Source organism: Pseudomonas sp. LY-1 (assembly GCF_053502595.1).
In genome coordinates this window covers 6,174,860-6,200,960 of record NZ_CP094353.1, presented here as the reverse complement: position 1 = coordinate 6,200,960, position 26,101 = coordinate 6,174,860, and the positions used below count along the sequence as shown (strand labels likewise).

Annotated in this window: 37 protein-coding genes; 35 read left to right on the top strand and 2 right to left on the bottom strand. The window is 56.0% G+C overall.

All coding sequences use genetic code 11. From position 1 onward, the window contains the following. Window positions 1–80: 80 nt before the first annotated feature. The 33 genes from rpsG to bfr all read left to right on the top strand — a co-directional run bounded on the left by rpsG (window position 81) and on the right by bfr (window position 20,078). Window positions 81–551, top strand: a complete 471-nt coding sequence (rpsG, locus tag MOQ67_RS28575; RefSeq protein ID WP_002555493.1) for a 30S ribosomal protein S7 — start codon at window positions 81–83, stop codon at window positions 549–551. Window positions 552–581: 30 nt separating this feature from the next. Beyond that, complete coding sequence (gene fusA / locus MOQ67_RS28570; RefSeq protein WP_017848800.1) at window positions 582–2,687, top strand: elongation factor G; 2,106 nt, start codon at window positions 582–584, stop codon at window positions 2,685–2,687. Between the two features lie 30 nt (window positions 2,688–2,717). Continuing rightward, window positions 2,718–3,911 (top strand): elongation factor Tu, encoded by a 1,194-nt coding sequence (gene tuf, locus MOQ67_RS28565; protein WP_017848801.1) that lies wholly within the window; start codon window positions 2,718–2,720, stop codon window positions 3,909–3,911. A gap of 158 nt (window positions 3,912–4,069) precedes the next feature. Next, window positions 4,070–4,381, top strand: a complete 312-nt coding sequence (gene rpsJ, locus MOQ67_RS28560) for a 30S ribosomal protein S10 (protein ID WP_003186070.1) — start codon at window positions 4,070–4,072, stop codon at window positions 4,379–4,381. An 81-nt stretch (window positions 4,382–4,462) separates the two neighbouring features. Continuing rightward, the gene (gene rplC, locus MOQ67_RS28555) at window positions 4,463–5,098 is read left to right on the top strand and encodes a 50S ribosomal protein L3 (RefSeq protein WP_007253310.1); all 636 of its coding nucleotides are present in this window, start codon (window positions 4,463–4,465) and stop codon (window positions 5,096–5,098) included. Between the two features lie 12 nt (window positions 5,099–5,110). After that, window positions 5,111–5,713, top strand: coding sequence for a 50S ribosomal protein L4 (gene rplD / locus MOQ67_RS28550; protein ID WP_003210082.1), 603 nt, complete (start codon window positions 5,111–5,113; stop codon window positions 5,711–5,713). After that, a complete protein-coding gene (gene rplW, locus MOQ67_RS28545; RefSeq protein ID WP_002555488.1) occupies window positions 5,710–6,009 on the top strand; it encodes a 50S ribosomal protein L23 in 300 nt (99 codons plus the stop codon). Before rplD ends, rplW begins: the two co-directional genes overlap by 4 nt. Before the next feature lie 14 nt (window positions 6,010–6,023). Next, the gene (gene rplB, locus MOQ67_RS28540; RefSeq protein WP_003210080.1) at window positions 6,024–6,848 is read left to right on the top strand and encodes a 50S ribosomal protein L2; all 825 of its coding nucleotides are present in this window, start codon (window positions 6,024–6,026) and stop codon (window positions 6,846–6,848) included. Window positions 6,849–6,864: 16 nt separating this feature from the next. Continuing rightward, a complete protein-coding gene (gene rpsS, locus MOQ67_RS28535) occupies window positions 6,865–7,140 on the top strand; it encodes a 30S ribosomal protein S19 (RefSeq protein ID WP_002555486.1) in 276 nt (91 codons plus the stop codon). 11 nt (window positions 7,141–7,151) lie between these two features. Further along, window positions 7,152–7,484 (top strand): 50S ribosomal protein L22, encoded by a 333-nt coding sequence (gene rplV / locus MOQ67_RS28530; RefSeq protein ID WP_003103908.1) that lies wholly within the window; start codon window positions 7,152–7,154, stop codon window positions 7,482–7,484. A 13-nt stretch (window positions 7,485–7,497) separates the two neighbouring features. After that, window positions 7,498–8,184 carry a 30S ribosomal protein S3 gene (rpsC, locus tag MOQ67_RS28525; protein ID WP_003176422.1) on the top strand — a complete coding sequence of 229 codons (687 nt, stop codon included), beginning with the start codon at window positions 7,498–7,500 and terminating at the stop codon, window positions 8,182–8,184. A 12-nt stretch (window positions 8,185–8,196) separates the two neighbouring features. Next, window positions 8,197–8,610 carry a 50S ribosomal protein L16 gene (gene rplP, locus MOQ67_RS28520; RefSeq protein WP_003232424.1) on the top strand — a complete coding sequence of 138 codons (414 nt, stop codon included), beginning with the start codon at window positions 8,197–8,199 and terminating at the stop codon, window positions 8,608–8,610. After that, window positions 8,610–8,801, top strand: a complete 192-nt coding sequence (rpmC, locus tag MOQ67_RS28515; RefSeq protein WP_002555481.1) for a 50S ribosomal protein L29 — start codon at window positions 8,610–8,612, stop codon at window positions 8,799–8,801. The genes rplP and rpmC overlap by 1 nt, the downstream gene beginning before the upstream one ends. 2 nt (window positions 8,802–8,803) lie before the next feature. Then, a complete protein-coding gene (gene rpsQ / locus MOQ67_RS28510; RefSeq protein WP_003176419.1) occupies window positions 8,804–9,070 on the top strand; it encodes a 30S ribosomal protein S17 in 267 nt (88 codons plus the stop codon). 23 nt (window positions 9,071–9,093) lie between these two features. Continuing rightward, a complete protein-coding gene (gene rplN / locus MOQ67_RS28505) occupies window positions 9,094–9,462 on the top strand; it encodes a 50S ribosomal protein L14 (protein WP_002555479.1) in 369 nt (122 codons plus the stop codon). A gap of 11 nt (window positions 9,463–9,473) precedes the next feature. Continuing rightward, window positions 9,474–9,788: a 50S ribosomal protein L24 gene (gene rplX, locus MOQ67_RS28500; protein ID WP_007896770.1), complete on the top strand. Its 315-nt coding sequence runs from the start codon at window positions 9,474–9,476 to the stop codon at window positions 9,786–9,788. 22 nt (window positions 9,789–9,810) lie between these two features. Further along, window positions 9,811–10,350, top strand: coding sequence for a 50S ribosomal protein L5 (rplE, locus tag MOQ67_RS28495; protein ID WP_003194642.1), 540 nt, complete (start codon window positions 9,811–9,813; stop codon window positions 10,348–10,350). A 13-nt stretch (window positions 10,351–10,363) separates the two neighbouring features. Further along, on the top strand, window positions 10,364–10,669 hold the full coding sequence (gene rpsN / locus MOQ67_RS28490; protein WP_003176414.1) for a 30S ribosomal protein S14: 306 nt from the start codon (window positions 10,364–10,366) through the stop codon (window positions 10,667–10,669). Between the two features lie 207 nt (window positions 10,670–10,876). After that, complete coding sequence (gene rpsH, locus MOQ67_RS28485) at window positions 10,877–11,269, top strand: 30S ribosomal protein S8 (protein WP_017848802.1); 393 nt, start codon at window positions 10,877–10,879, stop codon at window positions 11,267–11,269. A gap of 12 nt (window positions 11,270–11,281) precedes the next feature. After that, the gene (rplF, locus tag MOQ67_RS28480) at window positions 11,282–11,815 is read left to right on the top strand and encodes a 50S ribosomal protein L6 (protein ID WP_003176412.1); all 534 of its coding nucleotides are present in this window, start codon (window positions 11,282–11,284) and stop codon (window positions 11,813–11,815) included. 10 nt (window positions 11,816–11,825) lie between these two features. After that, the gene (gene rplR, locus MOQ67_RS28475; RefSeq protein ID WP_003186037.1) at window positions 11,826–12,176 is read left to right on the top strand and encodes a 50S ribosomal protein L18; all 351 of its coding nucleotides are present in this window, start codon (window positions 11,826–11,828) and stop codon (window positions 12,174–12,176) included. A 3-nt stretch (window positions 12,177–12,179) separates the two neighbouring features. Next, window positions 12,180–12,680: a 30S ribosomal protein S5 gene (rpsE, locus tag MOQ67_RS28470; RefSeq protein ID WP_003186035.1), complete on the top strand. Its 501-nt coding sequence runs from the start codon at window positions 12,180–12,182 to the stop codon at window positions 12,678–12,680. A 2-nt stretch (window positions 12,681–12,682) separates the two neighbouring features. Further along, window positions 12,683–12,859 carry a 50S ribosomal protein L30 gene (gene rpmD, locus MOQ67_RS28465; RefSeq protein WP_003176408.1) on the top strand — a complete coding sequence of 59 codons (177 nt, stop codon included), beginning with the start codon at window positions 12,683–12,685 and terminating at the stop codon, window positions 12,857–12,859. Between the two features lie 3 nt (window positions 12,860–12,862). Then, entirely contained in the window at window positions 12,863–13,300 is a 438-nt protein-coding gene (gene rplO, locus MOQ67_RS28460; RefSeq protein ID WP_003176407.1) for a 50S ribosomal protein L15, read from the top strand. Further along, window positions 13,301–14,629 (top strand): preprotein translocase subunit SecY, encoded by a 1,329-nt coding sequence (gene secY / locus MOQ67_RS28455; RefSeq protein WP_003176406.1) that lies wholly within the window; start codon window positions 13,301–13,303, stop codon window positions 14,627–14,629. It begins immediately after the preceding gene. A gap of 27 nt (window positions 14,630–14,656) precedes the next feature. Next, window positions 14,657–14,773, top strand: coding sequence for a 50S ribosomal protein L36 (gene rpmJ, locus MOQ67_RS28450; protein WP_002555468.1), 117 nt, complete (start codon window positions 14,657–14,659; stop codon window positions 14,771–14,773). Between the two features lie 129 nt (window positions 14,774–14,902). Next, on the top strand, window positions 14,903–15,259 hold the full coding sequence (gene rpsM, locus MOQ67_RS28445) for a 30S ribosomal protein S13 (RefSeq protein ID WP_017848803.1): 357 nt from the start codon (window positions 14,903–14,905) through the stop codon (window positions 15,257–15,259). Window positions 15,260–15,289: 30 nt separating this feature from the next. Then, window positions 15,290–15,679 (top strand): 30S ribosomal protein S11, encoded by a 390-nt coding sequence (rpsK, locus tag MOQ67_RS28440; protein WP_002555466.1) that lies wholly within the window; start codon window positions 15,290–15,292, stop codon window positions 15,677–15,679. A gap of 18 nt (window positions 15,680–15,697) precedes the next feature. Next, window positions 15,698–16,318, top strand: coding sequence for a 30S ribosomal protein S4 (gene rpsD, locus MOQ67_RS28435; RefSeq protein ID WP_003176404.1), 621 nt, complete (start codon window positions 15,698–15,700; stop codon window positions 16,316–16,318). Window positions 16,319–16,340: 22 nt separating this feature from the next. After that, the gene (locus MOQ67_RS28430) at window positions 16,341–17,342 is read left to right on the top strand and encodes a DNA-directed RNA polymerase subunit alpha (RefSeq protein WP_003176403.1); all 1,002 of its coding nucleotides are present in this window, start codon (window positions 16,341–16,343) and stop codon (window positions 17,340–17,342) included. Between the two features lie 41 nt (window positions 17,343–17,383). Then, on the top strand, window positions 17,384–17,770 hold the full coding sequence (gene rplQ / locus MOQ67_RS28425; protein WP_003176402.1) for a 50S ribosomal protein L17: 387 nt from the start codon (window positions 17,384–17,386) through the stop codon (window positions 17,768–17,770). Between the two features lie 239 nt (window positions 17,771–18,009). Beyond that, window positions 18,010–19,458: a catalase gene (locus MOQ67_RS28420; RefSeq protein WP_017848804.1), complete on the top strand. Its 1,449-nt coding sequence runs from the start codon at window positions 18,010–18,012 to the stop codon at window positions 19,456–19,458. Between the two features lie 155 nt (window positions 19,459–19,613). Next, on the top strand, window positions 19,614–20,078 hold the full coding sequence (gene bfr, locus MOQ67_RS28415; RefSeq protein ID WP_017848805.1) for a bacterioferritin: 465 nt from the start codon (window positions 19,614–19,616) through the stop codon (window positions 20,076–20,078). Window positions 20,079–20,144: 66 nt separating this feature from the next. Here the strand turns inward: bfr and uvrA are convergent, their stop codons facing one another. Then, window positions 20,145–22,979 carry an excinuclease ABC subunit UvrA gene (gene uvrA, locus MOQ67_RS28410; RefSeq protein ID WP_017849544.1) on the bottom strand — a complete coding sequence of 945 codons (2,835 nt, stop codon included), beginning with the start codon at window positions 22,977–22,979 and terminating at the stop codon, window positions 20,145–20,147. Window positions 22,980–23,157: 178 nt separating this feature from the next. On the opposite strand from uvrA, the gene MOQ67_RS28405 reads away from it, so the two are divergent. Then, on the top strand, window positions 23,158–24,552 hold the full coding sequence (locus MOQ67_RS28405) for an MFS transporter (protein ID WP_017849543.1): 1,395 nt from the start codon (window positions 23,158–23,160) through the stop codon (window positions 24,550–24,552). A gap of 9 nt (window positions 24,553–24,561) precedes the next feature. After that, a complete protein-coding gene (locus MOQ67_RS28400; RefSeq protein WP_017849542.1) occupies window positions 24,562–25,077 on the top strand; it encodes a single-stranded DNA-binding protein in 516 nt (171 codons plus the stop codon). An 80-nt stretch (window positions 25,078–25,157) separates the two neighbouring features. Here the strand turns inward: MOQ67_RS28400 and MOQ67_RS28395 are convergent, their stop codons facing one another. Continuing rightward, window positions 25,158–25,982 carry an alpha/beta fold hydrolase gene (locus MOQ67_RS28395; protein WP_126589131.1) on the bottom strand — a complete coding sequence of 275 codons (825 nt, stop codon included), beginning with the start codon at window positions 25,980–25,982 and terminating at the stop codon, window positions 25,158–25,160. Between the last annotated feature and the right edge of the window lie 119 nt (window positions 25,983–26,101).

The following is a 26,101-nucleotide window of genomic DNA, read 5'->3' as shown; positions in this document are numbered from 1 at the left end:
AGTCGATAAGAGTAAGGTCGGAGGCGTCCCGAAAGGGCACCGATTCCGAGCGAACCTGAAGACCGTTTGAGGGCTTATCCATGCCAAGAAGACGCGTAGCAGCCAAGCGCGAAGTGCTTGACGATCCAAAATACGGAAGCCAAATCCTGGCCAAGTTCATGAACCACGTGATGGAAAGCGGCAAGAAAGCCGTTGCCGAGCGTATCGTTTATGGCGCGCTGGAAAAGGTTAAAGAACGCAAGAACAGCGACCCCCTGGAAATCTTCGAGAAAGCTCTCGACGCCATCGCTCCGCTGGTCGAAGTGAAGTCGCGCCGTGTAGGCGGTGCTACTTACCAGGTTCCGGTTGAAGTTCGTCCGTCCCGTCGTAACGCCCTGGCAATGCGCTGGTTGGTAGACTTCGCCCGTAAGCGTGGCGAGAAGTCTATGGCTCTGCGTTTGGCTGGCGAACTGTTGGACGCTGCTGAAGGTAAAGGCGCTGCTGTTAAGAAGCGTGAAGACGTGCACCGTATGGCTGAAGCTAACAAGGCTTTCTCGCACTACCGCTTCTAAATCCAGCGTCACTCAATTTGCGAGGGCTTTATGGCTCGTACTACACCGATTAATCGCTACCGTAACATTGGTATCGTTGCTCACGTGGATGCTGGTAAAACCACCACCACCGAGCGCGTCCTTTTTTACACCGGCAAAAGTCACAAGATGGGCGAGGTGCATGACGGCGCCGCGACCACAGACTGGATGGTTCAGGAGCAGGAGCGTGGTATTACCATTACTTCTGCTGCTATTACCGCCTTCTGGAAAGGTTCCGAGAAGCAGTACAAAGACGAGCACCGCTTCAACGTTATCGATACCCCGGGCCACGTAGACTTCACTATTGAAGTTGAACGTTCCCTGCGTGTACTCGACGGCGCTGTCGTTGTGTTCTGCGGTACCTCGGGTGTTGAGCCTCAGTCGGAAACCGTATGGCGTCAAGCCAACAAATACGGCGTTCCACGTCTTGTTTACGTAAACAAGATGGACCGTGCTGGTGCCAACTTCCTGCGCGTGATCGGTCAGATCAAGCAGCGTCTGGGTCACACTCCGGTGCCAATTCAATTGGCAATCGGTTCCGAAGATAACTTCCAGGGCCAGATCGATTTGATCGCCATGGAAGCCGTCTACTGGAATGACGCCGACAAAGGTATGGTTCCTGTTCGTAAGCCTATCCCTGCTGAACTGCAGGAGCTGGCTGACGAATGGCGTAACAACATGGTTGAGGCTGCTGCCGAAGCCAGCGAAGAGCTGATGAACAAGTACCTCGAAGGTGAAGAACTCACCAACGCGGAAATCAAGGCCGCTCTGCGTCAGCGTACTATCGCTGGTGAGATCGTCTTGGCTGTTTGTGGTTCTTCCTTCAAGAACAAGGGTGTTCCCCTGGTTCTCGACGCCGTTATCGACTACCTGCCTGCTCCAACCGACATTCCTGCTATCAAGGGTACCAACCCTGATAACGAGGAAGAAGAGATGGAGCGTCACGCCGATGACAGCGAGCCGTTCTCGGCTCTGGCGTTCAAGATCGCAACCGACCCATTCGTGGGTACCTTGACTTTCGTCCGCGTTTACTCGGGCGTGTTGGCCTCCGGCGACGGCGTGATCAACTCGGTTAAAGGTAAGAAAGAGCGCGTGGGTCGTATGGTGCAAATGCACGCAAACGCCCGTGAAGAGATCAAGGAAGTGCGCGCTGGTGACATCGCGGCCCTGATCGGCATGAAGGACGTCACCACTGGTGAGACTTTGTGCGACGCTGCTAAGCCAATCATCCTGGTTCGTATGGACTTCCCGGAGCCGGTTATTTCGGTTGCCGTAGAGCCTAAGACCAAGGATGACCAGGAAAAAATGGGTATCGCTCTGGGCAAACTTGCTCAGGAAGATCCATCTTTCCGCGTCAAGACTGATGAAGAGACTGGTCAAACGATCATCTCCGGCATGGGCGAGTTGCACCTGGACATCCTGGTTGACCGGATGCGCCGTGAGTTCAACGTCGAAGCCAACATCGGTAAGCCTCAGGTTTCCTATCGTGAGCGCATCACGAAGAACTGTGAAATCGAAGGCAAGTTCGTTCGTCAGTCCGGCGGTCGTGGTCAGTTCGGTCACTGCTGGATCCGTTTTGCTCCTGCTGACGAAGGTCAGGAAGGTCTGCAATTCGTGAACGAAGTAGTAGGTGGTGTTGTTCCTAAGGAATACATCCCTGCTATCCAGAAGGGTATCGAAGAGCAGATGAAGAACGGTGTTGTCGCCGGCTATCCGCTGATCGGCCTGAAAGCAACCGTTTTTGACGGTTCTTACCACGACGTCGACTCCAACGAGATGGCGTTCAAGGTGGCTGCTTCCATGGCAACCAAGCAACTGGCCCAGAAGGGCGGTGGTGAGTTGCTTGAGCCAATCATGGCGGTAGAAGTTGTTACACCTGAAGACTATATGGGTGATGTCATGGGCGACCTTAACCGTCGTCGCGGCATGATCTTGGGTATGGAAGACACGGTTTCCGGCAAAGTGATTCGCGCCGAGGTTCCGTTGGGTGAGATGTTCGGTTATGCGACCGACGTTCGCTCCATGTCCCAGGGTCGCGCAAGCTACTCTATGGAATTCAAAAAATACAACACAGCTCCGGCGCACATCGCTGAAACTGTATCCAAAAAACAAGGCTGATTCAGTCCTTTAGGCAAGGAGTTAATTGTCGTGGCTAAAGAAAAATTTGATCGTTCCCTACCGCACGTCAACGTTGGCACCATCGGTCACGTTGACCACGGTAAAACCACTCTGACTGCTGCTCTGACTCGCGTTTGCTCCGAAGTATTCGGTTCCGCAATCGTTGATTTCGATAAAATCGACAGCGCACCAGAAGAAAAAGCTCGTGGTATCACCATCAACACCGCGCACGTCGAGTACAACTCGAAGATTCGTCACTACGCTCACGTTGACTGCCCAGGTCACGCTGACTATGTGAAGAACATGATCACTGGTGCTGCCCAGATGGACGGCGCGATCCTGGTTTGCTCGGCCGCTGATGGTCCGATGCCACAAACCCGTGAGCACATCCTGCTGTCCCGTCAGGTAGGCGTTCCGTACATCGTGGTTTTCCTGAACAAGGCTGACCTGGTAGACGACGCTGAGCTGCTGGAACTGGTTGAGATGGAAGTGCGCGATCTGCTGAGCACTTACGACTTCCCAGGCGACGACACTCCGATCATCATCGGTTCTGCTCGTATGGCGCTGGAAGGCAAAGACGACAACGAAATGGGCACCACTGCCGTTCGTAAACTGGTTGAAACTCTGGACAGCTACATCCCAGAACCAGTTCGTCTGACCGACAAGCCATTCCTGATGCCAATCGAAGACGTATTCTCGATCTCGGGTCGCGGTACTGTTGTGACTGGTCGTATCGAGCGTGGTATCGTTCGCGTTCAAGACCCGCTGGAAATCGTTGGTCTGCGTGACACCACCGTTACCACTTGCACCGGTGTTGAAATGTTCCGCAAGCTGCTCGACGAAGGTCGTGCTGGCGAGAACTGCGGCGTACTGCTGCGCGGCACCAAGCGTGATGACGTTGAACGTGGTCAGGTTCTGGTTAAGCCAGGTACCGTTAAGCCGCACACCAAGTTCACCGCAGAAGTTTACGTTCTGAGCAAGGAAGAAGGCGGTCGTCACACTCCGTTCTTCAAAGGCTACCGTCCACAGTTCTACTTCCGTACTACTGACGTGACTGGTAACTGCGAACTGCCAGAAGGCGTTGAAATGGTAATGCCAGGCGATAACATTCAAATGACTGTTACCCTGATCAAAACCATCGCAATGGAAGACGGTCTGCGCTTCGCTATCCGTGAAGGCGGCCGTACCGTTGGTGCTGGCGTTGTAGCTAAAATCATCGAGTAAGCTCTTTTTTGAGTTAGCTTCGAGGTTTTGAAAAAGCCCCCGCTCAGCGGGGGCTTTTTTTATTGGGTTGACACCTATCTGGGGCGTCTATAGAATTGCGCCTCCTTTTAACGGGCGTATTGCGCTCGCTGGGAATAGCAGCCGGAGTCTGAAATCCAATGCAAAATCAGCAAATCCGTATCAGGTTGAAGGCTTTTGACCATCGCCTGATCGACCAATCCACCCAGGAAATCGTGGAAACCGCGAAACGTACTGGTGCTCAAGTGCGTGGTCCAATTCCACTGCCTACCCGTAAAGAGCGGTTCACCGTTCTGGTCTCCCCGCACGTCAACAAAGACGCGCGTGACCAGTACGAGATCCGTACTCATAAGCGCGTACTGGACATCGTCCAGCCAACGGATAAAACCGTTGATGCACTTATGAAGCTTGATCTGGCGGCCGGTGTGGAAGTACAGATCAGCCTCGGCTAAGACTTGGGTCTTAGTCGTGTAACGCTCTGAAATGGGCGGCCATAGCGGGTGAAAGCCCCGTACACTCATGAGGTTTACAACATGACTATTGGTGTAGTCGGTCGTAAATGCGGTATGACCCGTATTTTCACCGAAGAAGGTGTCTCCATTCCGGTCACGGTCATTGAGATCGAACCGAATCGCGTCACCCAGTTCAAAACTGAAGAAACCGATGGCTATCGTGCAGTGCAAGTCACTGTCGGCGAGCGTCGTGCTTCGCGCGTGACTGCTGCTCAAGCAGGTCACTTCGCTAAAGCAAACGTTGCAGCTGGTCGCACTGTTATGGAGTTCCGTCTTGAAGAAGGCGACTACCAGGCTGGCGATCTGATCAACGCTGAAATCTTCGCCGCTGGTCAACTGGTTGATGTAACCGGTCAGTCCAAGGGTAAAGGCTTCCAGGGTACGATCAAGCGTTGGAATTTCCGTGGCCAAGACAACACTCACGGTAACTCCGTTTCCCACCGCGTCCCGGGCTCTATTGGCCAGTGCCAGACTCCTGGTCGTGTATTCAAGGGCAAAAAAATGTCCGGTCATATGGGCGCTGAGCGCGTGACCGTGCAGTCCCTCGAAGTAGTGCGCGTCGACGCTGAACGCAATCTGTTGTTGGTCAAGGGTGCTGTTCCTGGCGCTACTGGCGGCAACCTGGTTGTACGTCCAGCGGCCAAGGCTCGCGGTTAAGGGGAAGCTGACATGCAATTAAATGTAAATGACGCTCAAGCGATCGAAGTTTCCGAACTGACATTTGGCGGCGAATTCAACGAGACGCTCGTTCACCAAGCAGTCGTGGCCTACATGGCCGGCGGCCGTCAAGGTAGCAAGCAGCAAAAGACCCGTTCCGACGTTCGTGGTGGCGGTAAGCGCCCTTGGCGTCAGAAAGGTACTGGTCGTGCTCGTGCCGGTACTATCCGTAGCCCAATCTGGCGCGGCGGCGGTACCACTTTCGCAGCTCGTCCGCAGGATCACACTCAGAAGCTCAACAAGAAGATGTACCGCGCAGCACTGCGCTCCATCCTTGCTGAACTCGTGCGTACTGATCGTCTGGTCGTGGTTCAGGACTTCGCTGTTGAAGCACCGAAAACCAAAGATCTGCTGAACAAGCTGAACGGCATGGGCCTGACTGACGTCTTGATCGTGTCTGAAGCTGTTGATCAGAACCTGTACCTGGCTGCTCGCAACCTGCCACACGTTGATGTACGTGACGTGCAAGGTTCCGATCCAGTTAGTCTGATCGCATACGACAAGGTGTTGATCACCGTGTCGGCCGTGAAGAAATTCGAGGAGCTGCTGGGATGAACCAGGAACGCGTATTTAAAGTTCTGCTTGGCCCGCACGTTTCCGAAAAGGCTACGGTTCTGGCTGACAAGAAAGGCCAGTTCGTTTTCAAGGTTGCAACTGACGCAACCAAGCTGGAAATCAAGAAGGCCGTCGAAAGCCTGTTCAGCGTGAAAGTAGAGCGTGTTACTACCCTGAATGTTCTGGGTAAGAGCAAGCGCACTGCTCGCGGTCTGGGCAAGCGTAATGACTGGAAGAAGGCAGTTATCTCCCTTCAGCCAGGCCAAGATCTCGATTTCAGCAGCAGTGCTGAGTAAGGAAGGGGTGCATCATGGCAATCGTTAAATGCAAACCGACTTCCCCTGGCCGCCGTTTTGTGGTCAAGGTGGTCAACCAGGAGCTGCATAAAGGCGCTCCTCACGCACCGCTGCTCGAGAAGAAATCGAAGACTGGTGGTCGTAACAACAATGGTCGCATTACCACTCGTCACATCGGTGGTGGCCATAAACAGCATTATCGTCTGGTCGACTTCCGTCGCAACGACAAAGATGGCATCGCTGCCACTGTCGAGCGTATCGAATACGATCCAAACCGTACTGCTCACATCGCTCTGCTGCTGTACGCAGATGGCGAGCGTCGCTACATCATCGCCCCTAAAGGCGTGAGTGCTGGTGACCAGCTGATCGCAGGTGCTCTGGCACCGATCAAGCCGGGCAACGCTCTGCAACTGCGTAACATTCCAGTTGGTAGCACCGTACACGGCATCGAATTGAAGCCAGGTAAAGGCGCGCAAATCGCTCGTTCCGCTGGTGCTTCGGCTCAGCTGATCGCTCGTGAAGGTGTCTACGTGACCCTGCGTCTGCGTTCTGGTGAGATGCGTAAAGTGCTGGCTGAATGCCGCGCGACCCTGGGTGAAGTCTCGAACTCCGAGCACAGCCTGCGTTCGCTGGGTAAAGCTGGTGCCAAACGCTGGCGTGGCGTTCGCCCAACCGTTCGTGGTGTTGCCATGAACCCGGTTGACCACCCACACGGTGGTGGTGAAGGTCGTACCTCTGGTGGTCGTCATCCGGTATCGCCATGGGGCTTCCCGACTAAGGGCGCGAAGACTCGTGGTAATAAGCGTACCGACAAAATGATCGTCCGTCGTCGCAAGTAAATAGAGGGATACGACAGTGCCACGTTCTCTGAAAAAAGGTCCTTTTATTGATCTTCACCTACTGAAGAAGATCGAAGTGGCGGCGGAAAAGAACGATCGCAAACCAGTTAAGACCTGGTCGCGTCGTTCGATGATCCTGCCACAAATGGTCGGTCTGACCATCGCAGTACACAACGGTCGTCAACACGTCCCAGTTCTCGTTAACGAAGACATGGTCGGCCACAAACTAGGCGAGTTTGCCGGTACCCGCACTTATCGTGGGCACGTGGCAGACAAGAAAGCCAAGCGTTAAGGGGTAAGGAAATGGAAGTAGCCGCTAAGTTGTCGGGCGCTCGAATCTCCGCCCAGAAAGCCCGCTTGGTCGCCGACCAGATCCGCGGGAAGAAGGTGGGCGAAGCGCTCAACCTGTTGGCTTTCAGCAGTAAGAAAGCCGCCGAGATCATGAAGAAAGTGCTGGAGTCGGCCGTAGCCAACGCCGAGCATAACGAAGGCGCAGACGTTGATGACCTGAAGGTCAGCACCGTTTTCGTCAACGAAGGGCGTTCGCTGAAGCGTATCATGCCGCGTGCCAAAGGCCGTGCTGATCGCATCGTCAAGCGGTCTTGCCATATCACTGTCAAGGTTGCTGACAAGTAACGGAGTCGAAGAGATGGGTCAGAAAGTACATCCCATTGGCATTCGCCTGGGAATCGTCAAGGAGCACACCTCCGTCTGGTACGCAGACGGTCGGACTTATGCGGACTATTTGTTCGCTGATCTGAAGGTGCGTGAGTATCTCCAAGACAAACTAAAAAGCGCGTCCGTAAGCCGTATCGATATCCATCGTCCGGCACAAACTGCACGTATCACCATCCACACCGCTCGTCCAGGTATCGTTATCGGGAAGAAAGGTGAAGATGTTGAGAAACTGCGTCAGGACCTGACCAAGCAAATGGGTGTGCCTGTGCACATCAATATCGAAGAGATCCGCAAGCCGGAGCTCGACGGTATGCTGGTTGCGCAGAGCGTAGCTCAGCAGCTGGAGCGTCGCGTCATGTTCCGTCGCGCTATGAAGCGCGCCGTACAGAACGCCATGCGTATTGGTGCCAAAGGCATCAAAATCCAAGTGAGCGGTCGTCTCGGCGGTGCTGAAATCGCACGTACTGAATGGTATCGCGAAGGTCGTGTGCCACTGCACACCCTGCGTGCCGACATCGACTATGCCAACTACGAAGCTCACACCACTTATGGTGTGATCGGTGTAAAGGTTTGGATCTTCAAAGGCGAAGTAATTGGTGGTCGCCAAGAAGAACTGAAACCACAAGCACCAGCGCCTCGTAAAAAAGCTGCTAAGTAAGGGGTACGCCAAATGTTGCAACCAAAGCGTACGAAGTTCCGCAAGCAGATGACAGGCCACAACCGTGGTCTGGCTCAGCGCGGTAGCAAAGTCAGCTTCGGCGAATTCGCGCTGAAGTCTGTAGCTCGTGGTCGTCTCACCGCTCGTCAGATCGAGTCAGCGCGTCGTGCTCTGACCCGTCACGTAAAACGTGGCGGCAAGATCTGGATCCGTGTATTCCCGGACAAGCCGATCTCCAAAAAGCCCCTCGAAGTTCGGATGGGTAAAGGTAAGGGTAACGTGGAATACTGGGTAGCCCAGATTCAGCCAGGCAAAGTCCTGTATGAAATCGAGGGTGTAACTGAAGAGCTGGCGCGTGAGGCTTTTGCCCTGGCTGCTGCAAAGCTGCCGCTCGCCACCGCCTTTGTTAAACGGACGGTGATGTGATGAAAGCGAATGAACTTCGTGAAAAATCCGCACAGCAGCTGAACGAGCAACTGCTCGGCCTGCTGCGCGACCAGTTCAATCTGCGCATGCAGAAAGCAACTGGCCAGTTGGGGCAGTCTCATCTGCTCTCGCAAGTTAAGCGTGACATCGCTCGCGTGAAGACTGTGCTCAACCAGCAGGCAGGTAAGTGATCATGGCTGAAGCCGAAAAGACTGTCCGTACGCTGACTGGCCGTGTTGTCAGCGACAAGATGGACAAAACCATCACCGTTTTGATCGAGCGTCGCGTTAAGCACCCGATCTACGGTAAATATGTTAAGCGTTCGACTAAGCTGCACGCGCACGACGAAACCAACCAGTGCCACATCGGCGACAAAGTCACTATTCGTGAAACTCGTCCGCTGGCCAAGACCAAGTCTTGGGCACTGGTTGATGTTCTCGAACGCGCTGTGGAAGTCTAAGGACTAGGGGTCGGAGAAATTATATGATTCAGACTCAATCCATGCTCGATGTGGCCGATAACAGCGGCGCTCGCCGTGTTATGTGCATCAAGGTGCTGGGTGGCTCCCATCGTCGTTACGCTGGTATCGGTGACATCATCAAAGTTACCGTGAAGGAAGCAATTCCTCGCGGTAAAGTGAAAAAAGGCCAAGTGATGACTGCTGTTGTAGTCCGCACTCGTCACGGCGTTCGCCGTGCAGATGGCTCCATTATCCGCTTTGATGGCAACGCTGCTGTTCTTCTGAACAACAAGCAAGAGCCGATCGGCACCCGTATCTTTGGGCCAGTGACCCGTGAACTTCGTACTGAGAAGTTCATGAAGATCGTCTCGCTCGCCCCAGAAGTGCTGTAAGGAGATCCGACATGCAAAAGATTCGTCGTGACGACGAGATCATCGTGATCGCCGGCAAAGACAAAGGTAAGCGCGGTAAGGTGCTGAAGGTTCTCGCTGACGACCGTCTGGTCGTCGGTGGTCTGAACCTGGTCAAGCGTCATACCAAGCCTAACCCTATGTCGGGCGTACAAGGCGGTATCGTCGAGAAAGAAGCGCCACTGCACGCTTCTAACGTCGCCATCTTCAACGGCGAAACCAACAAGGCTGACCGCGTTGGTTTCAAAGTAGAAGACGGTAAGAAAATTCGTGTCTTCAAGTCGACCCAAAAAGCGGTTGATGCTTGAACACTGCTAGGTAGATAAGACCATGGCACGACTACAAGAGATTTACCGGAAGGAAATCGCCCCCAAGCTTAAGGAAGAACTTAAGCTCGGGAACGTGATGGAAGTTCCGCGCGTTACCAAAATCACCCTGAACATGGGTCTGGGCGAAGCGATCGGCGACAAAAAAGTCATCGAGCACGCTGTTGCTGACCTGGAAAAGATCACCGGTCAAAAAGTCGTTGTGACTTACGCTCGGAAATCCATCGCTGGCTTTAAAGTCCGTGAAGGTTGGCCGATCGGCGTCAAAGTGACTCTGCGCCGTGAGCGTATGTACGAATTCCTGGATCGTCTGCTGTCGATCTCCCTGCCTCGGGTCCGCGACTTCCGCGGCCTGAATGCCAAGTCCTTCGATGGTCGTGGTAACTACAGCATGGGCGTGAAAGAGCAGATCATCTTCCCGGAAATCGACTACGACAAGATCGATGCTCTCCGCGGTCTGGACATCACCCTGACCACCACTGCCAAGAACGATGATGAAGGTCGCGCCCTGTTGCGTGCTTTCAAATTCCCGTTCCGCAACTGATTGGAGTAGGACCATGGCCAAGATGAGCATGAAAAACCGCGAGCTGAAACGTCAGCTCACGGTTGCCAAGTACGCCAAGAAGCGTGCAGCACTGAAAGCAATCATCGTTGATCTGAACGCAAGTCCAGAAGCACGTTGGGAAGCCACAGTAGCTCTGCAGAAGCAGCCACGTGACGCAAGCGCCTCGCGCATGCGTAACCGCTGCCGCCTGACCGGTCGTCCACACGGCGTTTACCGCAAGTTCGGCCTCGGCCGTAACAAACTGCGTGAAGCGGCAATGCGTGGTGACGTACCAGGTCTGGTTAAAGCCAGCTGGTAAGTACTTTCAAAGTCCGGACGGTCTGAATCGCAAGATACTGACCGCCGGTACCTTGAATCTGGAACAAGCCCCTTTTGGGGCTTGTTTCATTTCCGGAGTGTGTCTAGAATACCCGGCTCGCCTGAGCCCGTGTTTTCTATGCCCGGAGATACTCAGCGACATATGTAGCCGCAAGGCTAATTTTTTTGTATTAGGAGCGTCTAGCCCATGAGTATGCAGGACCCGTTAGCGGACATGCTAACTCGTATCCGTAATGCCCAGATGGCTGAAAAGTCCGTCGTAAGCATGCCATCTTCCACGTTGAAGGTAGCTGTTGCCAAAGTCCTGAAAGACGAAGGCTACATTGCGGGTTATCAGATCAGCAGCGAAATCAAACCACTGCTGTCCATCGAGCTGAAGTACTTCGAAGGCCGTCCGGTCATCGAGGAAGTGAAGCGCGTTAGCCGTCCAGGCCTGCGTCAGTACAAGTCCGTTGAAGATCTGCCGAAAGTTCGTGGCGGTCTTGGCGTGTCTATCGTCTCCACCAACAAAGGTGTGATGACGGATCGTGCTGCGCGCGCTGCCGGTGTCGGCGGCGAAGTTCTTTGCACTGTGTTCTAAGGGGGGATAAGCATGTCTCGCGTCGCTAAGAACCCCGTTAAGCTGCCAGCCGGTGTCGAAGTAAAATTCGCAGGCCAACAGCTTTCGGTGAAGGGTGCCAAGGGTACTCTTGAACTGAACATCCATTCGTCCGTTGAGATCGTTGAAGAAGCTGGTGAGCTGCGTTTCGCTGCTCGCAATGGCGATCAACAAACTCGCGCAATGGCCGGTACCACGCGTGCGTTGGTAAACAACATGGTCCAAGGCGTAAGCCAAGGCTTCGAGCGTAAGCTCCAGCTGGTCGGTGTTGGTTACAAAGCGCAAGCAAAAGGCACGGTTTTGAACCTGGCCCTTGGCTTCTCGCACCCAGTGGATTACGAACTGCCGGAAGGCATCACCGCTGAGACCCCTAGCCAAACCGATATCCTGATCAAGGGCATCGATAAGCAGCTGGTAGGTCAGGTGGCCGCTGAGATCCGCGACTTCCGTCCACCAGAGCCGTACAAAGGCAAAGGTGTGCGCTACGCGGACGAAGTCGTCCGTCGTAAAGAAGCCAAGAAGAAGTAGGGCATAGCAAATGACCGACAAAAAAGTTACTCGACTGCGTCGCGCTCGCAAAGCACGCCTGAAAATGCACGAACTCGAAGTCGTGCGTCTCTGCGTGTTCCGCTCGTCGCAGCACATCTACGCCCAGGTCATCTCGGCCGACGGCAACAAAGTCCTGGCAAGCGCCTCGACTTTGGATAAAGAACTGCGTGATGGTGCCACCGGCAACATCGACGCGGCCACTAAGGTTGGCCAGCTGGTCGCTACGCGTGCTAAAGCCGCTGGCGTCTCGCAGGTGGCTTTCGACCGCTCTGGCTTCAAGTATCACGGTCGCGTCAAGGCGCTGGCTGATGCTGCTCGTGAAGCTGGGCTGGAGTTCTAAGTTATGTCAAATAACGACCAAAAGCGCGACGAAGGCTACATTGAGAAGCTGGTTCAAGTTAACCGCGTAGCCAAAACCGTTAAAGGCGGCCGTATCTTCACTTTCACCGCGTTGACCGTGGTGGGTGATGGTAAAGGGCGCGTTGGCTTCGGCCGTGGCAAGTCACGTGAAGTGCCTGCTGCGATCCAGAAGGCAATGGAAGCTGCTCGTCGCAACATGATCCAAGTTGATCTGAACGGCACCACTCTGCAGTACGCAATGAAGTCCGCCCATGGCGCTTCGAAGGTGTACATGCAGCCTGCTTCTGAAGGTACCGGTATCATCGCTGGCGGCGCTATGCGTGCTGTCCTCGAAGTTGCTGGCGTTCAGAACGTTCTGGCCAAGTGCTACGGCTCGACTAACCCAGTAAACGTGGTTCACGCCACTTTCAAGGGTTTGAAAGCAATGCAGTCTCCTGAATCCATTGCCGCCAAGCGTGGCAAAAGCGTCAAGGAGATCTTCTGATCATGGCTACCGTTAAAGTAACGCTGATCAAAAGCATGACCGGCCGCATCCCTAACCACAAATTGTGCGTTAAGGGTTTGGGTCTGCGTCGCATCGGTCACACTGTAGAAGTCCAGGATACTCCCGAGAATCGCGGGATGATCAACAAGGCTTACTACATGCTGCGTGTCGAGGGTTAATCGATGAAACTCAATGATCTGAGTCCAGCGCCGGGTTCCCGTCGCGAAAAGCATCGTCCGGGCCGTGGTATCGGTAGCGGTTTGGGTAAGACTGGTGGCCGTGGCCACAAAGGTCAAACCTCCCGCTCCGGTGGCACCATTGCTCCAGGCTTTGAAGGCGGTCAACAGCCGCTGCATCGTCGCCTGCCTAAGTTCGGTTTCGTATCCCTGAAGGCCATGGACCGCGCAGAAGTGCGTCTGTCCGAGCTGGCTAAAGTGGAAGGCGACATCGTTACTGTGCAGACCCTGAAAGATGCCAACGTGATCAACGTCAACGTACAGCGTGTGAAAATCATGCTGTCCGGTGAAGTGACTCGCGCTGTCACTATCGGCAAGGGAATCGGCGCCACCAAAGGTGCGCGTTCGGCTATCGAAGCAGCTGGCGGCAAGTTCGAGGAATAAATGGCTAAGCAAGGTGCTCTCTCAGCGCTCGGCAAAGGCGGTATGTCTGAACTTTGGGCTCGTCTGCGTTTTCTGTTCCTGGCGATTATCGTCTACCGAATAGGCGCACACATCCCGGTTCCAGGTATCAACCCGGACCGACTCGCAGACCTGTTTCGACAGAATGAGGGGACCATTCTTAGCTTGTTCAACATGTTTTCCGGCGGCGCGCTGGAACGGATGAGCATTTTTGCACTGGGGATCATGCCGTACATTTCGGCATCGATCATCATGCAACTGATGACCGCCGTCAGCCCGCAGCTGGAGCAGTTGAAGAAGGAAGGTGAAGCTGGCCGTCGCAAGATTAGCCAGTACACCCGCTACGGCACTGTCATCCTCGCCCTGGTTCAAGCTATCGGCATGTCCGTTGGCCTGGCGGGGCAGGGTGTTGCGTTCACTGGTGACTTTGGCTTCCATTTCGTCGCGGTATCCACGTTTGTGGCTGGTGCGATGTTCATGATGTGGCTGGGTGAGCAGATTACTGAGCGTGGTGTTGGTAACGGTATCTCGATGTTGATTTTCGCAGGTATCGTCGCCGGTCTTCCGAGAGCGATCGGGCAGTCTTTCGAGTCTGCACGTCAGGGTGATATCAACATTTTCGCCCTGGTTGCCATCGGTTTGCTGGCAGTAGCGATTATCGGTTTTGTGGTGTTCATTGAGCGTGGCCAGCGTCGTATTGCTGTTCACTACGCCAAGCGTCAGCAGGGCCGTAAGGTCTTTGCTGCGCAGACCAGCCACTTGCCGCTGAAAGTGAATATGGCCGGTGTTATTCCGGCGATTTTCGCGAGCAGCATCTTGCTGTTTCCGGCTTCGTTGGGTACCTGGTTTGGTCAGTCTGAAAACATGGGCTGGCTGCAGGACCTCTCTCAGTCGATCGCTCCTGGTCAGCCGTTGAATATTCTGCTGTTTAGTGCAGGGATTATTTTCTTCTGCTTCTTCTATACGGCGTTGATGTTCAATCCGAAAGACGTAGCGGAAAACCTGAAGAAGTCCGGTGCCTTTATTCCGGGCATCCGTCCAGGTGAGCAGTCTGCACGCTACATTGATGGCGTTCTGACTCGTTTGACCCTGTTCGGTGCTCTATATATGACGGCCGTGTGCTTGTTGCCCCAGTTCCTGGTGGTTGCAGCAAACGTTCCGTTCTACCTTGGCGGGACCTCGTTGCTGATCGTGGTCGTGGTTGTGATGGACTTCATGTCCCAAGTACAATCGCACCTCGTTTCGCACCAGTACGAATCCCTGATGAAGAAAGCCAACCTGAAGGGTTACGGCAGCGGCATGTTGCGCTGAGTACCCATAAGGTTCGAGGAGTTGGTGATGAAAGTTCGTGCATCGGTGAAAAAGCTGTGCCGTAACTGCAAGATTATTCGCCGCGAAGGTGTTGTTCGAGTAATTTGCAGCGCGGAACCGCGTCACAAACAGCGCCAAGGCTGAGTGTGATCCGCTTGAAGCCCGGCAGCTAGTGCGCTGCCGGGTTGATTATTTGTTATTACAGCGATATTATCTCGCGCCCTATTTCTTGGCTTCCGGGGCGTAGGTAGCTGTCAATTGGAGTCCCACTGAATGGCCCGTATTGCAGGCGTTAACATTCCAGATAACAAGCACACTGTTATCTCGCTGACCTACATCTATGGTGTTGGTCGCACTACTGCGCAGAAAATTTGCGCGGTCGCTGGGGTAAACCCAGCCGCTAAGATCAAGGATCTGAGCGACGAGCAGGTTGAATTGCTGCGTGGCGAAGTGGCGAAGTTCACCACTGAAGGTGACCTGCGTCGCGAAATCAACATGAAAATCAAGCGTTTGATGGACCTCGGTTGCTATCGCGGTCTGCGTCATCGTCGTGGTCTTCCAGTACGCGGTCAGCGTACCAAGACTAACGCGCGTACCCGTAAAGGTCCGCGTAAGCCGATCCGCAAGTAATCGCCCCCGCGAATCGACAGGAAAATTATCATGGCAAAACCTGCTGCTCGTCCTCGTAAAAAAGTTAAAAAGACAGTGGTTGATGGCATCGCCCACATCCATGCTTCTTTTAACAACACCATCGTGACCATCACCGACCGTCAAGGTAACGCGCTTTCTTGGGCTACCTCCGGTGGTTCGGGTTTCCGCGGTTCCCGCAAGTCCACCCCGTTTGCTGCTCAAGTAGCTGCTGAACGTGCTGGTCAAGCTGCGCTGGAATACGGCCTGAAAAACCTCGACGTTAACGTCAAAGGTCCAGGTCCAGGTCGTGAGTCCGCTGTCCGTGCTTTGAACGGCTGTGGCTATAAGATCGCCAGCATCACCGACGTGACGCCAATCCCGCACAACGGGTGCCGTCCGCCGAAGAAGCGCCGCGTGTAATCCAGGAGATTGTAAAGAATGGCTCGTTACATTGGTCCAAAATGCAAACTCGCTCGTCGCGAAGGCACCGATCTCTTCCTGAAGAGCGGCGTGCGCGCGATCGAATCGAAGTGCAACATTGAAGCAGCACCTGGTATCCACGGCCAACGCCGCGGTCGCCAGTCCGATTACGGCACCCAACTGCGTGAAAAGCAGAAGGTCCGTCGTATCTACGGCGTTCTCGAGCGTCAGTTCAGCGGCTACTACAAAGAAGCTGCTGGCAAGAAAGGTGCAACCGGTGAAAACCTGCTGCAACTGCTCGAATGCCGTCTGGACAACGTTGTATACCGTATGGGCTTTGGTTCTACTCGTGCCGAATCCCGTCAGCTGGTATCGCACAAGTCGATCAGCGTTAACGGCCAGACCGTAAACGTTCCGTCCTACCAGGTTCGTGCTGGTGACGTGGTCGCTGTTCGCGAGAAAGCAAAAAACCAACTTCGCATTGTCCAAGCTCTCGATCTGTGTGCCCAACGTGGCCGCGTAGAATGGGTAGAAGTAGACACTGAGAAGAAGTCGGGCGTTTTCAAGAACGTTCCAGCTCGCAGTGATCTGTCCGCCGACATCAACGAAAGCCTGATTGTCGAGCTCTACTCCAAGTAAGGGCTAGAAAATAGGTGCATCCATGCAGATTTCGGTAAATGAGTTCCTGACACCCCGCCACATTGATGTGCAGGTTGTCAGTCCAACCCGCGCCAAAATCACACTCGAGCCTCTCGAGCGTGGTTTTGGCCACACCCTGGGCAACGCGCTGCGCCGCATCCTGTTGTCCTCAATGCCCGGCTGTGCAGTAGTCGAGGCCGAGATTGACGGTGTGCTCCACGAGTACAGCGCCATCGAAGGTGTACAGGAAGACGTAATTGAAATCCTGTTGAACCTTAAAGGTCTGGCTATCAAGCTGCACGGCCGTGACGAAGTTACGCTGACCTTGTCGAAGAAGGGTTCGGGGGTGGTTACCGCTGCCGATATTCAGCTGGATCATGATGTCGAGATCGTTAACCCCGATCACGTAATCGCTAACCTGGCGTCTAACGGCGCCCTGAACATGAAGCTCACTGTAGCTCGTGGTCGTGGTTATGAACCGGCCGACTCGCGTCAGAGCGATGAAGACGAAAGCCGCAGCATTGGTCGCTTGCAGCTTGACTCTTCGTTCAGCCCGGTTCGCCGCATCGCATACGTGGTGGAAAACGCCCGTGTCGAGCAGCGTACTAACCTGGACAAGCTGGTTATTGATCTGGAAACCAACGGTACTCTGGACCCTGAAGAGGCTATCCGTCGCGCTGCAACCATTCTGCAACAGCAGTTGGCTGCGTTCGTCGACCTCAAAGGCGACAGCGAACCAGTGGTAATCGAGCAGGAAGACGAGATCGATCCGATCCTGCTTCGCCCGGTTGACGATCTGGAACTGACTGTACGTTCGGCTAACTGCCTTAAGGCGGAAAACATTTACTACATCGGCGACCTGATTCAGCGTACCGAAGTAGAACTGTTGAAGACTCCGAACCTGGGCAAGAAATCCTTGACTGAAATCAAGGACGTTCTGGCCTCCCGCGGTCTGTCCCTCGGCATGCGCCTCGACAACTGGCCGCCTGCAAGTCTTAAGAAGGACGACAAGGCGACTGCCTGATCGTCGTAATCACCGAACGTGAGTTTGGTAAGGAATGAACCATGCGTCATCGTAAAAGTGGACGTCACCTGAGCCGTACCAGCTCGCACCGTAAGGCCATGTTCCAAAACATGGCGGTGTCGCTGTTCGAGCACGAGCTGATCAAAACTACACTGCCGAAAGCTAAAGAACTGCGTCGCGTTGCTGAGCCGCTGATCACTTTGGCTAAGACAGACAGCCTGGCTAACCGCCGTCTGGCCTTCGACCGTACTCGTTCGAAAGCTATCGTTGGTAAGCTCTTCAACGACCTGGGCAAGCGTTACGCTACCCGTGAGGGTGGCTACCTGCGCATCCTCAAGTGCGGTTTCCGCGCTGGCGACAACGCGCCTATGGCGTATGTCGAGTTGGTTGATCGTGCTACTGCCGGTGAAGCTGTAAGCGCCGAGTAAGACGACAGTCTGTAACGAAGAACCGGGCCTAGCGCCCGGTTTTTTGTGCGCGTAAGAAAAGCGCCATGGATACAAACGTGCATCGATCTGGCCGCGGCATTATGGGCGTCGGGTGTATTGGTAGTAATTTTCTATTGATGTCCACAATTTAATGAATTTGTAGACGTCATGTTGATGATCAATACTCACTGCAAGCCGATTAGCCGGCAGTTCCAAGTCCGACCTGAGGAAGATTGAACATGAGCCAGAACAAAATTCTTACCACCGCTAGCGGCGCTCCCGTGGCGGATAACCAGAACTCCCGTTCCGCCGGCCCGCGTGGCCCGTTGTTGCTCGATGATTTTCACCTGATCGAGAAGCTCGCTCACTTCAACCGCGAAAACATCCCTGAGCGTCGCGTACACGCCAAAGGTTCGGGTGCTTACGGCACGTTCACCGTTACCCGGGACATTACTCAGTACACCAGCGCCAAGCTGTTCGAGGCCGTTGGTAAACAAACGCCGACCTTTCTGCGTTTCTCCACGGTCGGTGGCGAACGTGGTTCGGCGGATACCGAGCGCGACCCTCGTGGCTTTGCCTTGAAGTTCTACACCGAAGAAGGCAACTGGGACATCGTCGGTAACAACACCCCGGTGTTCTTCATCCGCGACCCACTCAAGTTCCCTGATTTCATCCACACTCAAAAACGCCTGCCGCAAAGCAATCTGAAAAGCGCGCAGATGATGTGGGATTTCTGGTCGCACTCCCCGGAGGCGCTGCACCAGGTCACCATCCTGTTTTCGGACCGTGGTATCCCTGACGGTTACCGCCACATGCACGGCTTCGGTAGCCACACCTACAGCTTGATCAACGCCAAAGGCGAGCGGCACTGGGTGAAGTGGCACTACAAGACCAAGCAAGGCATCAAGAACCTGGCACCGGCCGAGGCGGCACGTTTGGCCGGTACCGACCCTGATTACGCACAGCGCGATCTGTTTGGTGCGATCGAGCGCGGGGATTTCCCGAAATGGCGCGTCTGCATTCAGATCATGACCGAGGCCCAGGCCAACGCACATTACGAGAACCCCTTTGACGTGACCAAAACCTGGTCGCAGAAGGAGTTCCCGCTGATCGAAGTCGGTGAACTGGAGCTCAACCGTAATCCGCAGAACTACTTCGCCGAAGTGGAACAAGCGGCGTTCGGCCCGAGCAACATGGTCCCGGGTGTTGGCCTGTCGCCGGACCGCATGCTGCAAGGTCGCGTCTTCGCTTACGCAGATGCCCACCGCTACCGTATCGGCACCAACCACCAGCAACTGCCGGTGAATGCCCCACGTAGCCCAGTCAACAGCTACCAGCGTGATGGCTCGATGGCCTTCGGCAGCAACGGCGGTGGGGCGCCCAACTATGAGCCAAACAGCTACGCCGACGCGCCGAAACAAGCGCCACAGTACGCCGAGCCCGCATTGGCCCTGAGCGGTGCCGCGGATCGTTACGATCACCGCGAAGACACCGACTATTACAGCCACGCCGGTGCGCTGTTCCGCCTGATGAACGATGAGCAGAAAGCCTTGCTCACCGGCAACATCGCCGGCGCCATGGCGGGGGTTTCCAGTGATGTGGTCCAGCGGCAGTTGCAGCACTTCTTCAAAGCCGATCCGGCTTATGGAGAAGCAATCGCAAAGGCGCTGGGTGTATCGATTAACTGACTCTAAACGATAAGCAGAACCGCCCTCATTTGGGCGGTTTTTGCGTTAATTCAGCTGCTTTTCTCAGGAAATCTTCACTTTTCAGCCGTTGGCTCCGTGACCTATGGGTCAGCATGGTTCAAACTAAAGACTTTCAAGCAGGGAGATGTAGGGCGATGCAAGGTCACCCCGACGTAATCGATTACCTCAACACGTTGCTGACGGGCGAACTCGCGGCTCGTGACCAATATTTCATCCATTCGCGTATGTACGAAGACTGGGGCTTTACCGAGCTCTACGAGCGTATCAACCATGAGATGGAAGAAGAGACCCAGCACGCCGACGCACTGATGCGCCGTATCCTGATGCTCGAAGGCACGCCACGCATGCGTCCCGACGACTTGGACGTAGGCACAACGGTGCCTGAGATGCTCGCCGCCGACCTGCGCCTCGAGAACAAGGTCCGTGCCGCGCTCTGCAAGGGCATCGAGCTGTGCGAGCAGCACAACGACTATGTCACTCGTGAAATTCTGCGCGTGCAGTTGGCCGATACCGAAGAAGATCACACCTACTGGCTGGAAAAGCAGCTGGGCCTGATCAAGCTGGTCGGCCTGGAGAATTACCTGCAATCGCAGTTCTGATTCCCGGCTGTAAAAAAGCCCCTGTCACCGTTGAAGTGACAGGGGCTTTTTATTGGGCCGGATAAATCAGGCCCGGTCGCGCGCGAGCAACGGTTTCAAGTAGTAACCCGTGTGCGATTGCGGCATCTCGGAGACCTGCTCCGGCGTACCTACCGCGATGATCTGACCGCCCTTGGAACCGCCTTCCGGCCCGAGGTCGACCAGCCAGTCGGCGGTCTTGATCACATCCAGGTTGTGCTCGATCACCACCACGGTGTTGCCGTGGTCACGCAGGCGGTGCAACACATCCAGCAATTGCTGAATGTCCGCGAAGTGCAGGCCCGTGGTCGGCTCATCGAGGATATACAGGGTTTTACCGGTGTCGCGCTTGGACAGCTCACGGGACAGCTTGACCCGTTGCGCTTCACCACCGGACAGCGTGGTCGCCGATTGCCCCAGCTTGATGTACGACAAGCCCACATCCATCAGCGTCTGCAGCTTGCGCGCCAACGCCGGAACCGCGTCGAAGAACACCCGCGCTTCCTCGATGGTCATCTCCAGGGTTTCGTGGATGTTCTTGCCCTTGTATTTGATCTCAAGGGTTTCGCGGTTGTAGCGCTTGCTCTTGCACACATCGCACGGCACGTAGATGTCCGGCAGGAAGTGCATCTCCACCTTGATCAAGCCATCGCCCTGGCACGCTTCGCAGCGCCCTCCCTTGACGTTGAACGAGAACCGGCCCGGCCCGTAGCCCCGCGAGCGGGATTCCGGCACGCCGGCGAACAACTCGCGAATGGGCGTGAACAGCCCGGTATAGGTCGCCGGGTTGGAGCGGGGAGTACGGCCAATCGGGCTCTGGTCGATATCGACCACTTTGTCGAGGAGCTCCAGGCCCTTGATGCTGTCGTGCGCAGCCGCTTCCAGCGTGGTCGCGCCGTTCAGGGCGGTGGCGCTCAACGGGAACAGCGTGTTGTTGATCAGCGTCGACTTGCCCGAGCCGGAAACACCGGTCACGCAGGTCAGCAGACCCAGCGGAATTTCCAGGTCGACATTGCGCAGGTTGTTGCCGCGCGCGCCCTTGAGGTGCAACGCCATCTTCTTGTTGCGTGGCGTGCGCTTGGACGGCACTTCAATCCTCACGCGCCCGGACAGGTACTTGCCGGTCAGCGAGTCTGGATGAGCCATCACCTCGGCAGGCGTGCCTTGGGCGACGATATGCCCACCATGCACGCCGGCCCCCGGGCCGATATCGACCACATAATCGGCCAGGCGAATCGCGTCTTCGTCGTGCTCGACCACGATCACCGTGTTGCCGATGTCCCGCAGGTGTTTCAGCGTGCCCAGGAGGCGATCGTTGTCGCGCTGGTGCAAGCCAATCGACGGCTCATCAAGGATATACAACACGCCCACCAGGCCGGCGCCGATCTGGCTGGCCAGGCGGATGCGCTGGGCTTCACCGCCCGACAAGGTATCCGCGCTGCGGTCCAGCGACAGGTAATCCAGGCCGACGTTGACCAGGAACTGCAGGCGCTCGCGAATCTCCTTGAGGATCTTGTCGGCAATCTCCCCACGGCGTCCGGTCAGCTTGAGTACGCCGAAATATTCACAGGCGTCGCCGATCGGCAGGTTGGTCACCGCCGGCAGGGTCTTCTCGCCAACCCATACGTGTCGCGCCTCACGGCGCAGGCGGGTGCCTCGGCAATCCGGGCAGGGCTGGGTGCTGAGGAACTTGGCCAGTTCTTCCCGCACGCTCGCCGACTCGGTCTCGCGGTAGCGGCGTTCGAGGTTGGGTACGATGCCTTCGAACGGATGCGAGCGTTTGACGATATCGCCACGGTCGTTGAGGTATTTGAAGTCGACGTTCTGCGAGCCGCTGCCGTTGAGAATGACCTTCTGCTGATCCGCCGGCAGTTGGTTGAACGGTACTTCCAGGCTGAACTTATAGTGCGAGGCCAATGAGCCGAGCATCTGGAAGTAATAGACGTTACGCCTGTCCCAGCCGCGTATCGCGCCTTCCGCCAGCGTCAGCTCGCCATTGACCAGGCGCTTGATGTCGAAGAACTGCTTCACGCCCAGGCCATCGCAGGTCGGGCAGGCGCCGGCCGGGTTGTTGAAGGAAAACAGCTTGGGTTCCAGCTCGCTGATGGCGTGGCCACAGATCGGGCAGGCAAAGCGTGCGGAGAAGATGATCTCTTCGCCCGGTTCGTCGTCCATCGGCGCGACCAGGGCGATACCGTCCGCCAGCTTCAGGGCTGTCTCGAAGGATTCCGCCAGGCGCTGCTGCAAGTCGGCGCGTACTTTGAAGCGGTCGACCACGACATCGATCGAGTGCTTCTTCTGCTTGTCGAGCTTCGGCGCTTCGTCCAGCTCGTACAGCTTGCCGTTGATCCGCGCACGCACGAAACCTTGCGCACGCAGTTCTTCAAACACTGAAAGGTGTTCACCCTTGCGCTCGCGAATCACCGGCGCCAGCAGCATCAGCTTGGCGCCTTCCGGCTGGGCCAGCACCAGGTCGACCATCTGGCTGACGGTCTGGGCTTCCAGCGGGATGTCGTGGTCCGGGCAGCGCGGGATACCGACGCGCGCATACAGCAGGCGCAGGTAGTCGTAGATCTCGGTGATGGTGCCCACGGTGGAGCGCGGGTTGTGGGAAGTCGACTTCTGCTCGATGGAAATTGCCGGCGACAGGCCTTCGATGGTGTCGACGTCGGGTTTTTCCATCATCGACAGAAACTGGCGGGCATAGGCCGACAGCGACTCGACATAGCGCCGCTGGCCTTCGGCGTACAGCGTGTCGAACGCCAGCGACGATTTGCCGGACCCGGACAAACCGGTGATGACGATCAGTTTGTCCCGGGGCAGGGTCAGGTCGATGTTCTTCAGGTTGTGGGTTCTAGCCCCACGAATCAGGATCTTGTCCAAGATGGCCTCGCACGGCGGGCGTAAATAATGCCGGAGTATACGGCTAAAGACTGGATGAATATACACTGTCAAGGTGCCAGGTGCAGCCTTACATGAAACCTGCGCGGCAAACCGCCGCATATACCCTCTCAATCGATGGGACTGGTAGAATCGCCGCCGGTTCACACGAGGTTTTTCCATGCACGATCCCCACAGCGAACGCATGAGTAGCGGCGAGACCCGAGCAGCAAGCGGTCTGGCCCTGGTGTTCGCCTTCCGTATGCTTGGCATGTTCATGGTGTTGCCGGTGCTGGCGACCTACGGGATGGATCTCGCAGGCGCGACCCCCGCCCTGATCGGCCTGGCCATTGGCGCTTATGGCCTGACCCAGGCGATTTTCCAGATTCCGTTCGGGATCATTTCCGACCGCATCGGCCGCCGCCCGGTGATCTACCTCGGGTTGATCGTGTTTGCCCTCGGCAGCGTACTCGCGGCCCAGTCCGATTCGATCTGGGGCGTGATCGCCGGGCGTGTCCTACAGGGCGCTGGCGCGATTTCCGCAGCGGTCATGGCCTTGCTGTCGGACCTGACCCGCGAACAACACCGCACCAAGGCCATGGCCATGATCGGCATGACCATCGGCCTGTCGTTCGCCGTCGCGATGGTGGTCGGCCCGTTGCTGACCCGCGCCTTCGGTTTGCACGGGCTGTTCCTGGCCACCGGCGGCATGGCGTTGTTCGGTATCGTGATCGTGGCCTTCATGGTGCCGCGTTCCACCGGCACTCTGCAGCACCGTGAATCCGGCGTCGCGCGCCAGGCGCTGCTGCCGACCCTCAAACACCCGGACCTGCTGCGCCTGGATTTAGGTATCTTTGTATTGCACGCGATGCTGATGAGCAGCTTCGTTGCCTTGCCCCTGGCCCTGGTGGAAAAAGCCGGGCTGCCCAAGGAACAGCACTGGTGGGTCTATCTGACCGCGCTGCTGATTTCATTCTTCGCCATGATCCCGTTCATCATCTATGGCGAGAAGAAACGCAAAATGAAACGAGTTTTACTCGGCGCCGTCGTGACGCTGATGCTCACTGAGCTATTCTTCTGGCAGTTCGGCGACAGCCTGCGGGCGCTGGTAATCGGTACGGTGGTGTTCTTCACCGCGTTCAACCTGCTGGAGGCTTCGCTGCCTTCGCTGATCAGTAAAGTTTCACCGGCCGGCGGCAAGGGCACGGCGATGGGGGTGTATTCCACCAGCCAGTTCCTGGGCTCTGCACTGGGCGGCATCATGGGTGGCTGGATGTTCCAGCACGGCGGTTTGTCGGTTGTGTTCCTCGGATGCGCAGGTCTGGCTGCCCTCTGGCTAGCCTTTGCTGTTACCATGCGCGAACCTCCCTATGTGACGAGTCTGCGCTTGCCGTTATCGCCTGAAGCGATACGCGAAGCTGGCTTGGCCGAGCGTCTTAAGGCCGTTACAGGGGTTACCGATGCTGTGGTTATTGCTGAAGAAGCCGCCATCTACATCAAATTGGACACCGAATTATTGGATCGCGCGACGCTCGAGCAACTGGTCAACCCAGTGCCGACAGCGCGCCCAGCTTAGGAGAACGTTATGGCCCGTGGGGTTAACAAAGTCATATTGGTCGGTACATGCGGCCAGGATCCCGAAGTTCGCTACTTGCCTAACGGTAACGCCGTGACCAACCTGAGTCTGGCGACCAGCGAACAGTGGACCGACAAGCAGACCGGCCAGAAGGTCGAGAAAACCGAATGGCACCGTGTGTCGATGTTCGGCAAAGTGGCAGAGATCGCCGGTGAATACCTGCGCAAAGGTTCTCAGGTCTACATCGAAGGCAAACTGCAGACCCGCGAGTGGGAAAAAGACGGCATCAAGCGTTACACCACTGAAATCGTGGTCGACATGCAAGGCACCATGCAACTGCTCGGCGGCCGTCCACAGGGCGACCAACAGGGCCAGGGCGGCATGTCCAACTCGGCACCGCGTCCACAGCAGTCGCGTCCGCAGCCAAGCCAGCAGCCACAGCGTGAGTCGCGCCCAGCGCCACAACAGGCCGCTCCGCAACCGGCTGCGGATTTCGACAGCTTTGATGACGATATTCCGTTCTAGCGCATACCGCAGCAAAACAGTTACATACTAAAAGAACCGCACGACCTTGAAGGTCGTGCGGTTTATGTACAGTACCCAGCCTAGAGCATTGCGAAACGCAACATATCTTCATTGGCTCGTTGCTTGTGCGTGTCGGTCAACCCATGCGGAGCGCCCGTATAGACCAGCAACTGGGCATGCGGGATTAGGCGCTTGCTTTCCAGTGCCGAAGATTGGATCGGCACGATTTGATCGTCATCACCATGAATGATGAGGGTGGGAATACTGAAACGCCTCAAGTCCGCTCGAAAGTCTGTCTCCGAAAATGCCTTGATGCTGTCAAAAGTATTTTTGTGCCCTCCCATTACACCCTGCATCCAGAATGAATTGATCAAGCCTTGCGAGGGTTCGACGCCTACCCGGTTGAATCCATAGAAAGGGCCGCTGGCCAGATCGAGGTAGAGCTGCGAATGGTTGGCGATGGAGTCGGCACGCATCCCGTCAAAAACTTCGATCGGTGTCCCTTGGGGGTTACTGGGGGTTCTCAGCATCAGCGGCGTTACCGCGCAGATCAAGCCGGCCTTGGCCACGCGCGAAGTGCCATGGCGAGCGATATAGCGTGCAACTTCACCGCCTCCGGTGGAGAAACCGAAGAGGATCACGTTGGTCAGATCCAGGTGCTCGATCAGTTCCGCCAGGTCGTCCGCGTAGTGGTCCATGTCATTGCCGCCCCACGGCTGGCTTGAGCGGCCATGCCCGCGGCGGTCATGCGCGATGGCGCGAAAACCGTTGTTGGCGAAATGCAGCATTTGCGATTCCCAGCTGTCGCTGTTCAGTGGCCAGCCGTGGCAGAACATAACAGGCTGGCCGCTGCCCCAGTCTTTATAATAAAGCTCGTTGCCTTCGCGAGTTGTCAGATAAGTCATGGCGTAGCTCCATTGACGTGAACAGACTTGGCGGTGGAGACCAGAAAGCCGTCCGTGGACACTACGCTGGCATTGGTATTAACGATTCGCAGAGGACTTGGCTCGTGCAGGTCTAACCT

Coding starts and splice junctions, on each gene's coding strand:
- rpsN (WP_003176414.1), top strand. CDS start 10,364: ATGGCCAAGATGAGCATGAAAAACCGCGAGCTGAAACGTCAGCTCACG.
- MOQ67_RS28395 (WP_126589131.1), bottom strand. CDS start 25,982: ATGACTTATCTGACAACTCGCGAAGGCAACGAGCTTTATTATAAAGAC.
- rpsG (WP_002555493.1), top strand. CDS start 81: ATGCCAAGAAGACGCGTAGCAGCCAAGCGCGAAGTGCTTGACGATCCA.
- rpmJ (WP_002555468.1), top strand. CDS start 14,657: ATGAAAGTTCGTGCATCGGTGAAAAAGCTGTGCCGTAACTGCAAGATT.
- rplV (WP_003103908.1), top strand. CDS start 7,152: ATGGAAGTAGCCGCTAAGTTGTCGGGCGCTCGAATCTCCGCCCAGAAA.
- MOQ67_RS28420 (WP_017848804.1), top strand. CDS start 18,010: ATGAGCCAGAACAAAATTCTTACCACCGCTAGCGGCGCTCCCGTGGCG.
- rplF (WP_003176412.1), top strand. CDS start 11,282: ATGTCTCGCGTCGCTAAGAACCCCGTTAAGCTGCCAGCCGGTGTCGAA.
- rplD (WP_003210082.1), top strand. CDS start 5,111: ATGCAATTAAATGTAAATGACGCTCAAGCGATCGAAGTTTCCGAACTG.
- rplC (WP_007253310.1), top strand. CDS start 4,463: ATGACTATTGGTGTAGTCGGTCGTAAATGCGGTATGACCCGTATTTTC.
- rplW (WP_002555488.1), top strand. CDS start 5,710: ATGAACCAGGAACGCGTATTTAAAGTTCTGCTTGGCCCGCACGTTTCC.
- rpsK (WP_002555466.1), top strand. CDS start 15,290: ATGGCAAAACCTGCTGCTCGTCCTCGTAAAAAAGTTAAAAAGACAGTG.
- rpsJ (WP_003186070.1), top strand. CDS start 4,070: ATGCAAAATCAGCAAATCCGTATCAGGTTGAAGGCTTTTGACCATCGC.
- rplO (WP_003176407.1), top strand. CDS start 12,863: ATGAAACTCAATGATCTGAGTCCAGCGCCGGGTTCCCGTCGCGAAAAG.
- rpsE (WP_003186035.1), top strand. CDS start 12,180: ATGTCAAATAACGACCAAAAGCGCGACGAAGGCTACATTGAGAAGCTG.
- rplQ (WP_003176402.1), top strand. CDS start 17,384: ATGCGTCATCGTAAAAGTGGACGTCACCTGAGCCGTACCAGCTCGCAC.
- rpsQ (WP_003176419.1), top strand. CDS start 8,804: ATGGCTGAAGCCGAAAAGACTGTCCGTACGCTGACTGGCCGTGTTGTC.
- rplE (WP_003194642.1), top strand. CDS start 9,811: ATGGCACGACTACAAGAGATTTACCGGAAGGAAATCGCCCCCAAGCTT.
- rpmC (WP_002555481.1), top strand. CDS start 8,610: ATGAAAGCGAATGAACTTCGTGAAAAATCCGCACAGCAGCTGAACGAG.
- secY (WP_003176406.1), top strand. CDS start 13,301: ATGGCTAAGCAAGGTGCTCTCTCAGCGCTCGGCAAAGGCGGTATGTCT.
- MOQ67_RS28405 (WP_017849543.1), top strand. CDS start 23,158: ATGCACGATCCCCACAGCGAACGCATGAGTAGCGGCGAGACCCGAGCA.
- rplN (WP_002555479.1), top strand. CDS start 9,094: ATGATTCAGACTCAATCCATGCTCGATGTGGCCGATAACAGCGGCGCT.
- rpsC (WP_003176422.1), top strand. CDS start 7,498: ATGGGTCAGAAAGTACATCCCATTGGCATTCGCCTGGGAATCGTCAAG.
- MOQ67_RS28430 (WP_003176403.1), top strand. CDS start 16,341: ATGCAGATTTCGGTAAATGAGTTCCTGACACCCCGCCACATTGATGTG.
- rplX (WP_007896770.1), top strand. CDS start 9,474: ATGCAAAAGATTCGTCGTGACGACGAGATCATCGTGATCGCCGGCAAA.
- rpsH (WP_017848802.1), top strand. CDS start 10,877: ATGAGTATGCAGGACCCGTTAGCGGACATGCTAACTCGTATCCGTAAT.
- rpsM (WP_017848803.1), top strand. CDS start 14,903: ATGGCCCGTATTGCAGGCGTTAACATTCCAGATAACAAGCACACTGTT.
- bfr (WP_017848805.1), top strand. CDS start 19,614: ATGCAAGGTCACCCCGACGTAATCGATTACCTCAACACGTTGCTGACG.
- rplB (WP_003210080.1), top strand. CDS start 6,024: ATGGCAATCGTTAAATGCAAACCGACTTCCCCTGGCCGCCGTTTTGTG.
- rpmD (WP_003176408.1), top strand. CDS start 12,683: ATGGCTACCGTTAAAGTAACGCTGATCAAAAGCATGACCGGCCGCATC.
- rpsD (WP_003176404.1), top strand. CDS start 15,698: ATGGCTCGTTACATTGGTCCAAAATGCAAACTCGCTCGTCGCGAAGGC.
- fusA (WP_017848800.1), top strand. CDS start 582: ATGGCTCGTACTACACCGATTAATCGCTACCGTAACATTGGTATCGTT.
- rplR (WP_003186037.1), top strand. CDS start 11,826: ATGACCGACAAAAAAGTTACTCGACTGCGTCGCGCTCGCAAAGCACGC.
- rplP (WP_003232424.1), top strand. CDS start 8,197: ATGTTGCAACCAAAGCGTACGAAGTTCCGCAAGCAGATGACAGGCCAC.
- MOQ67_RS28400 (WP_017849542.1), top strand. CDS start 24,562: ATGGCCCGTGGGGTTAACAAAGTCATATTGGTCGGTACATGCGGCCAG.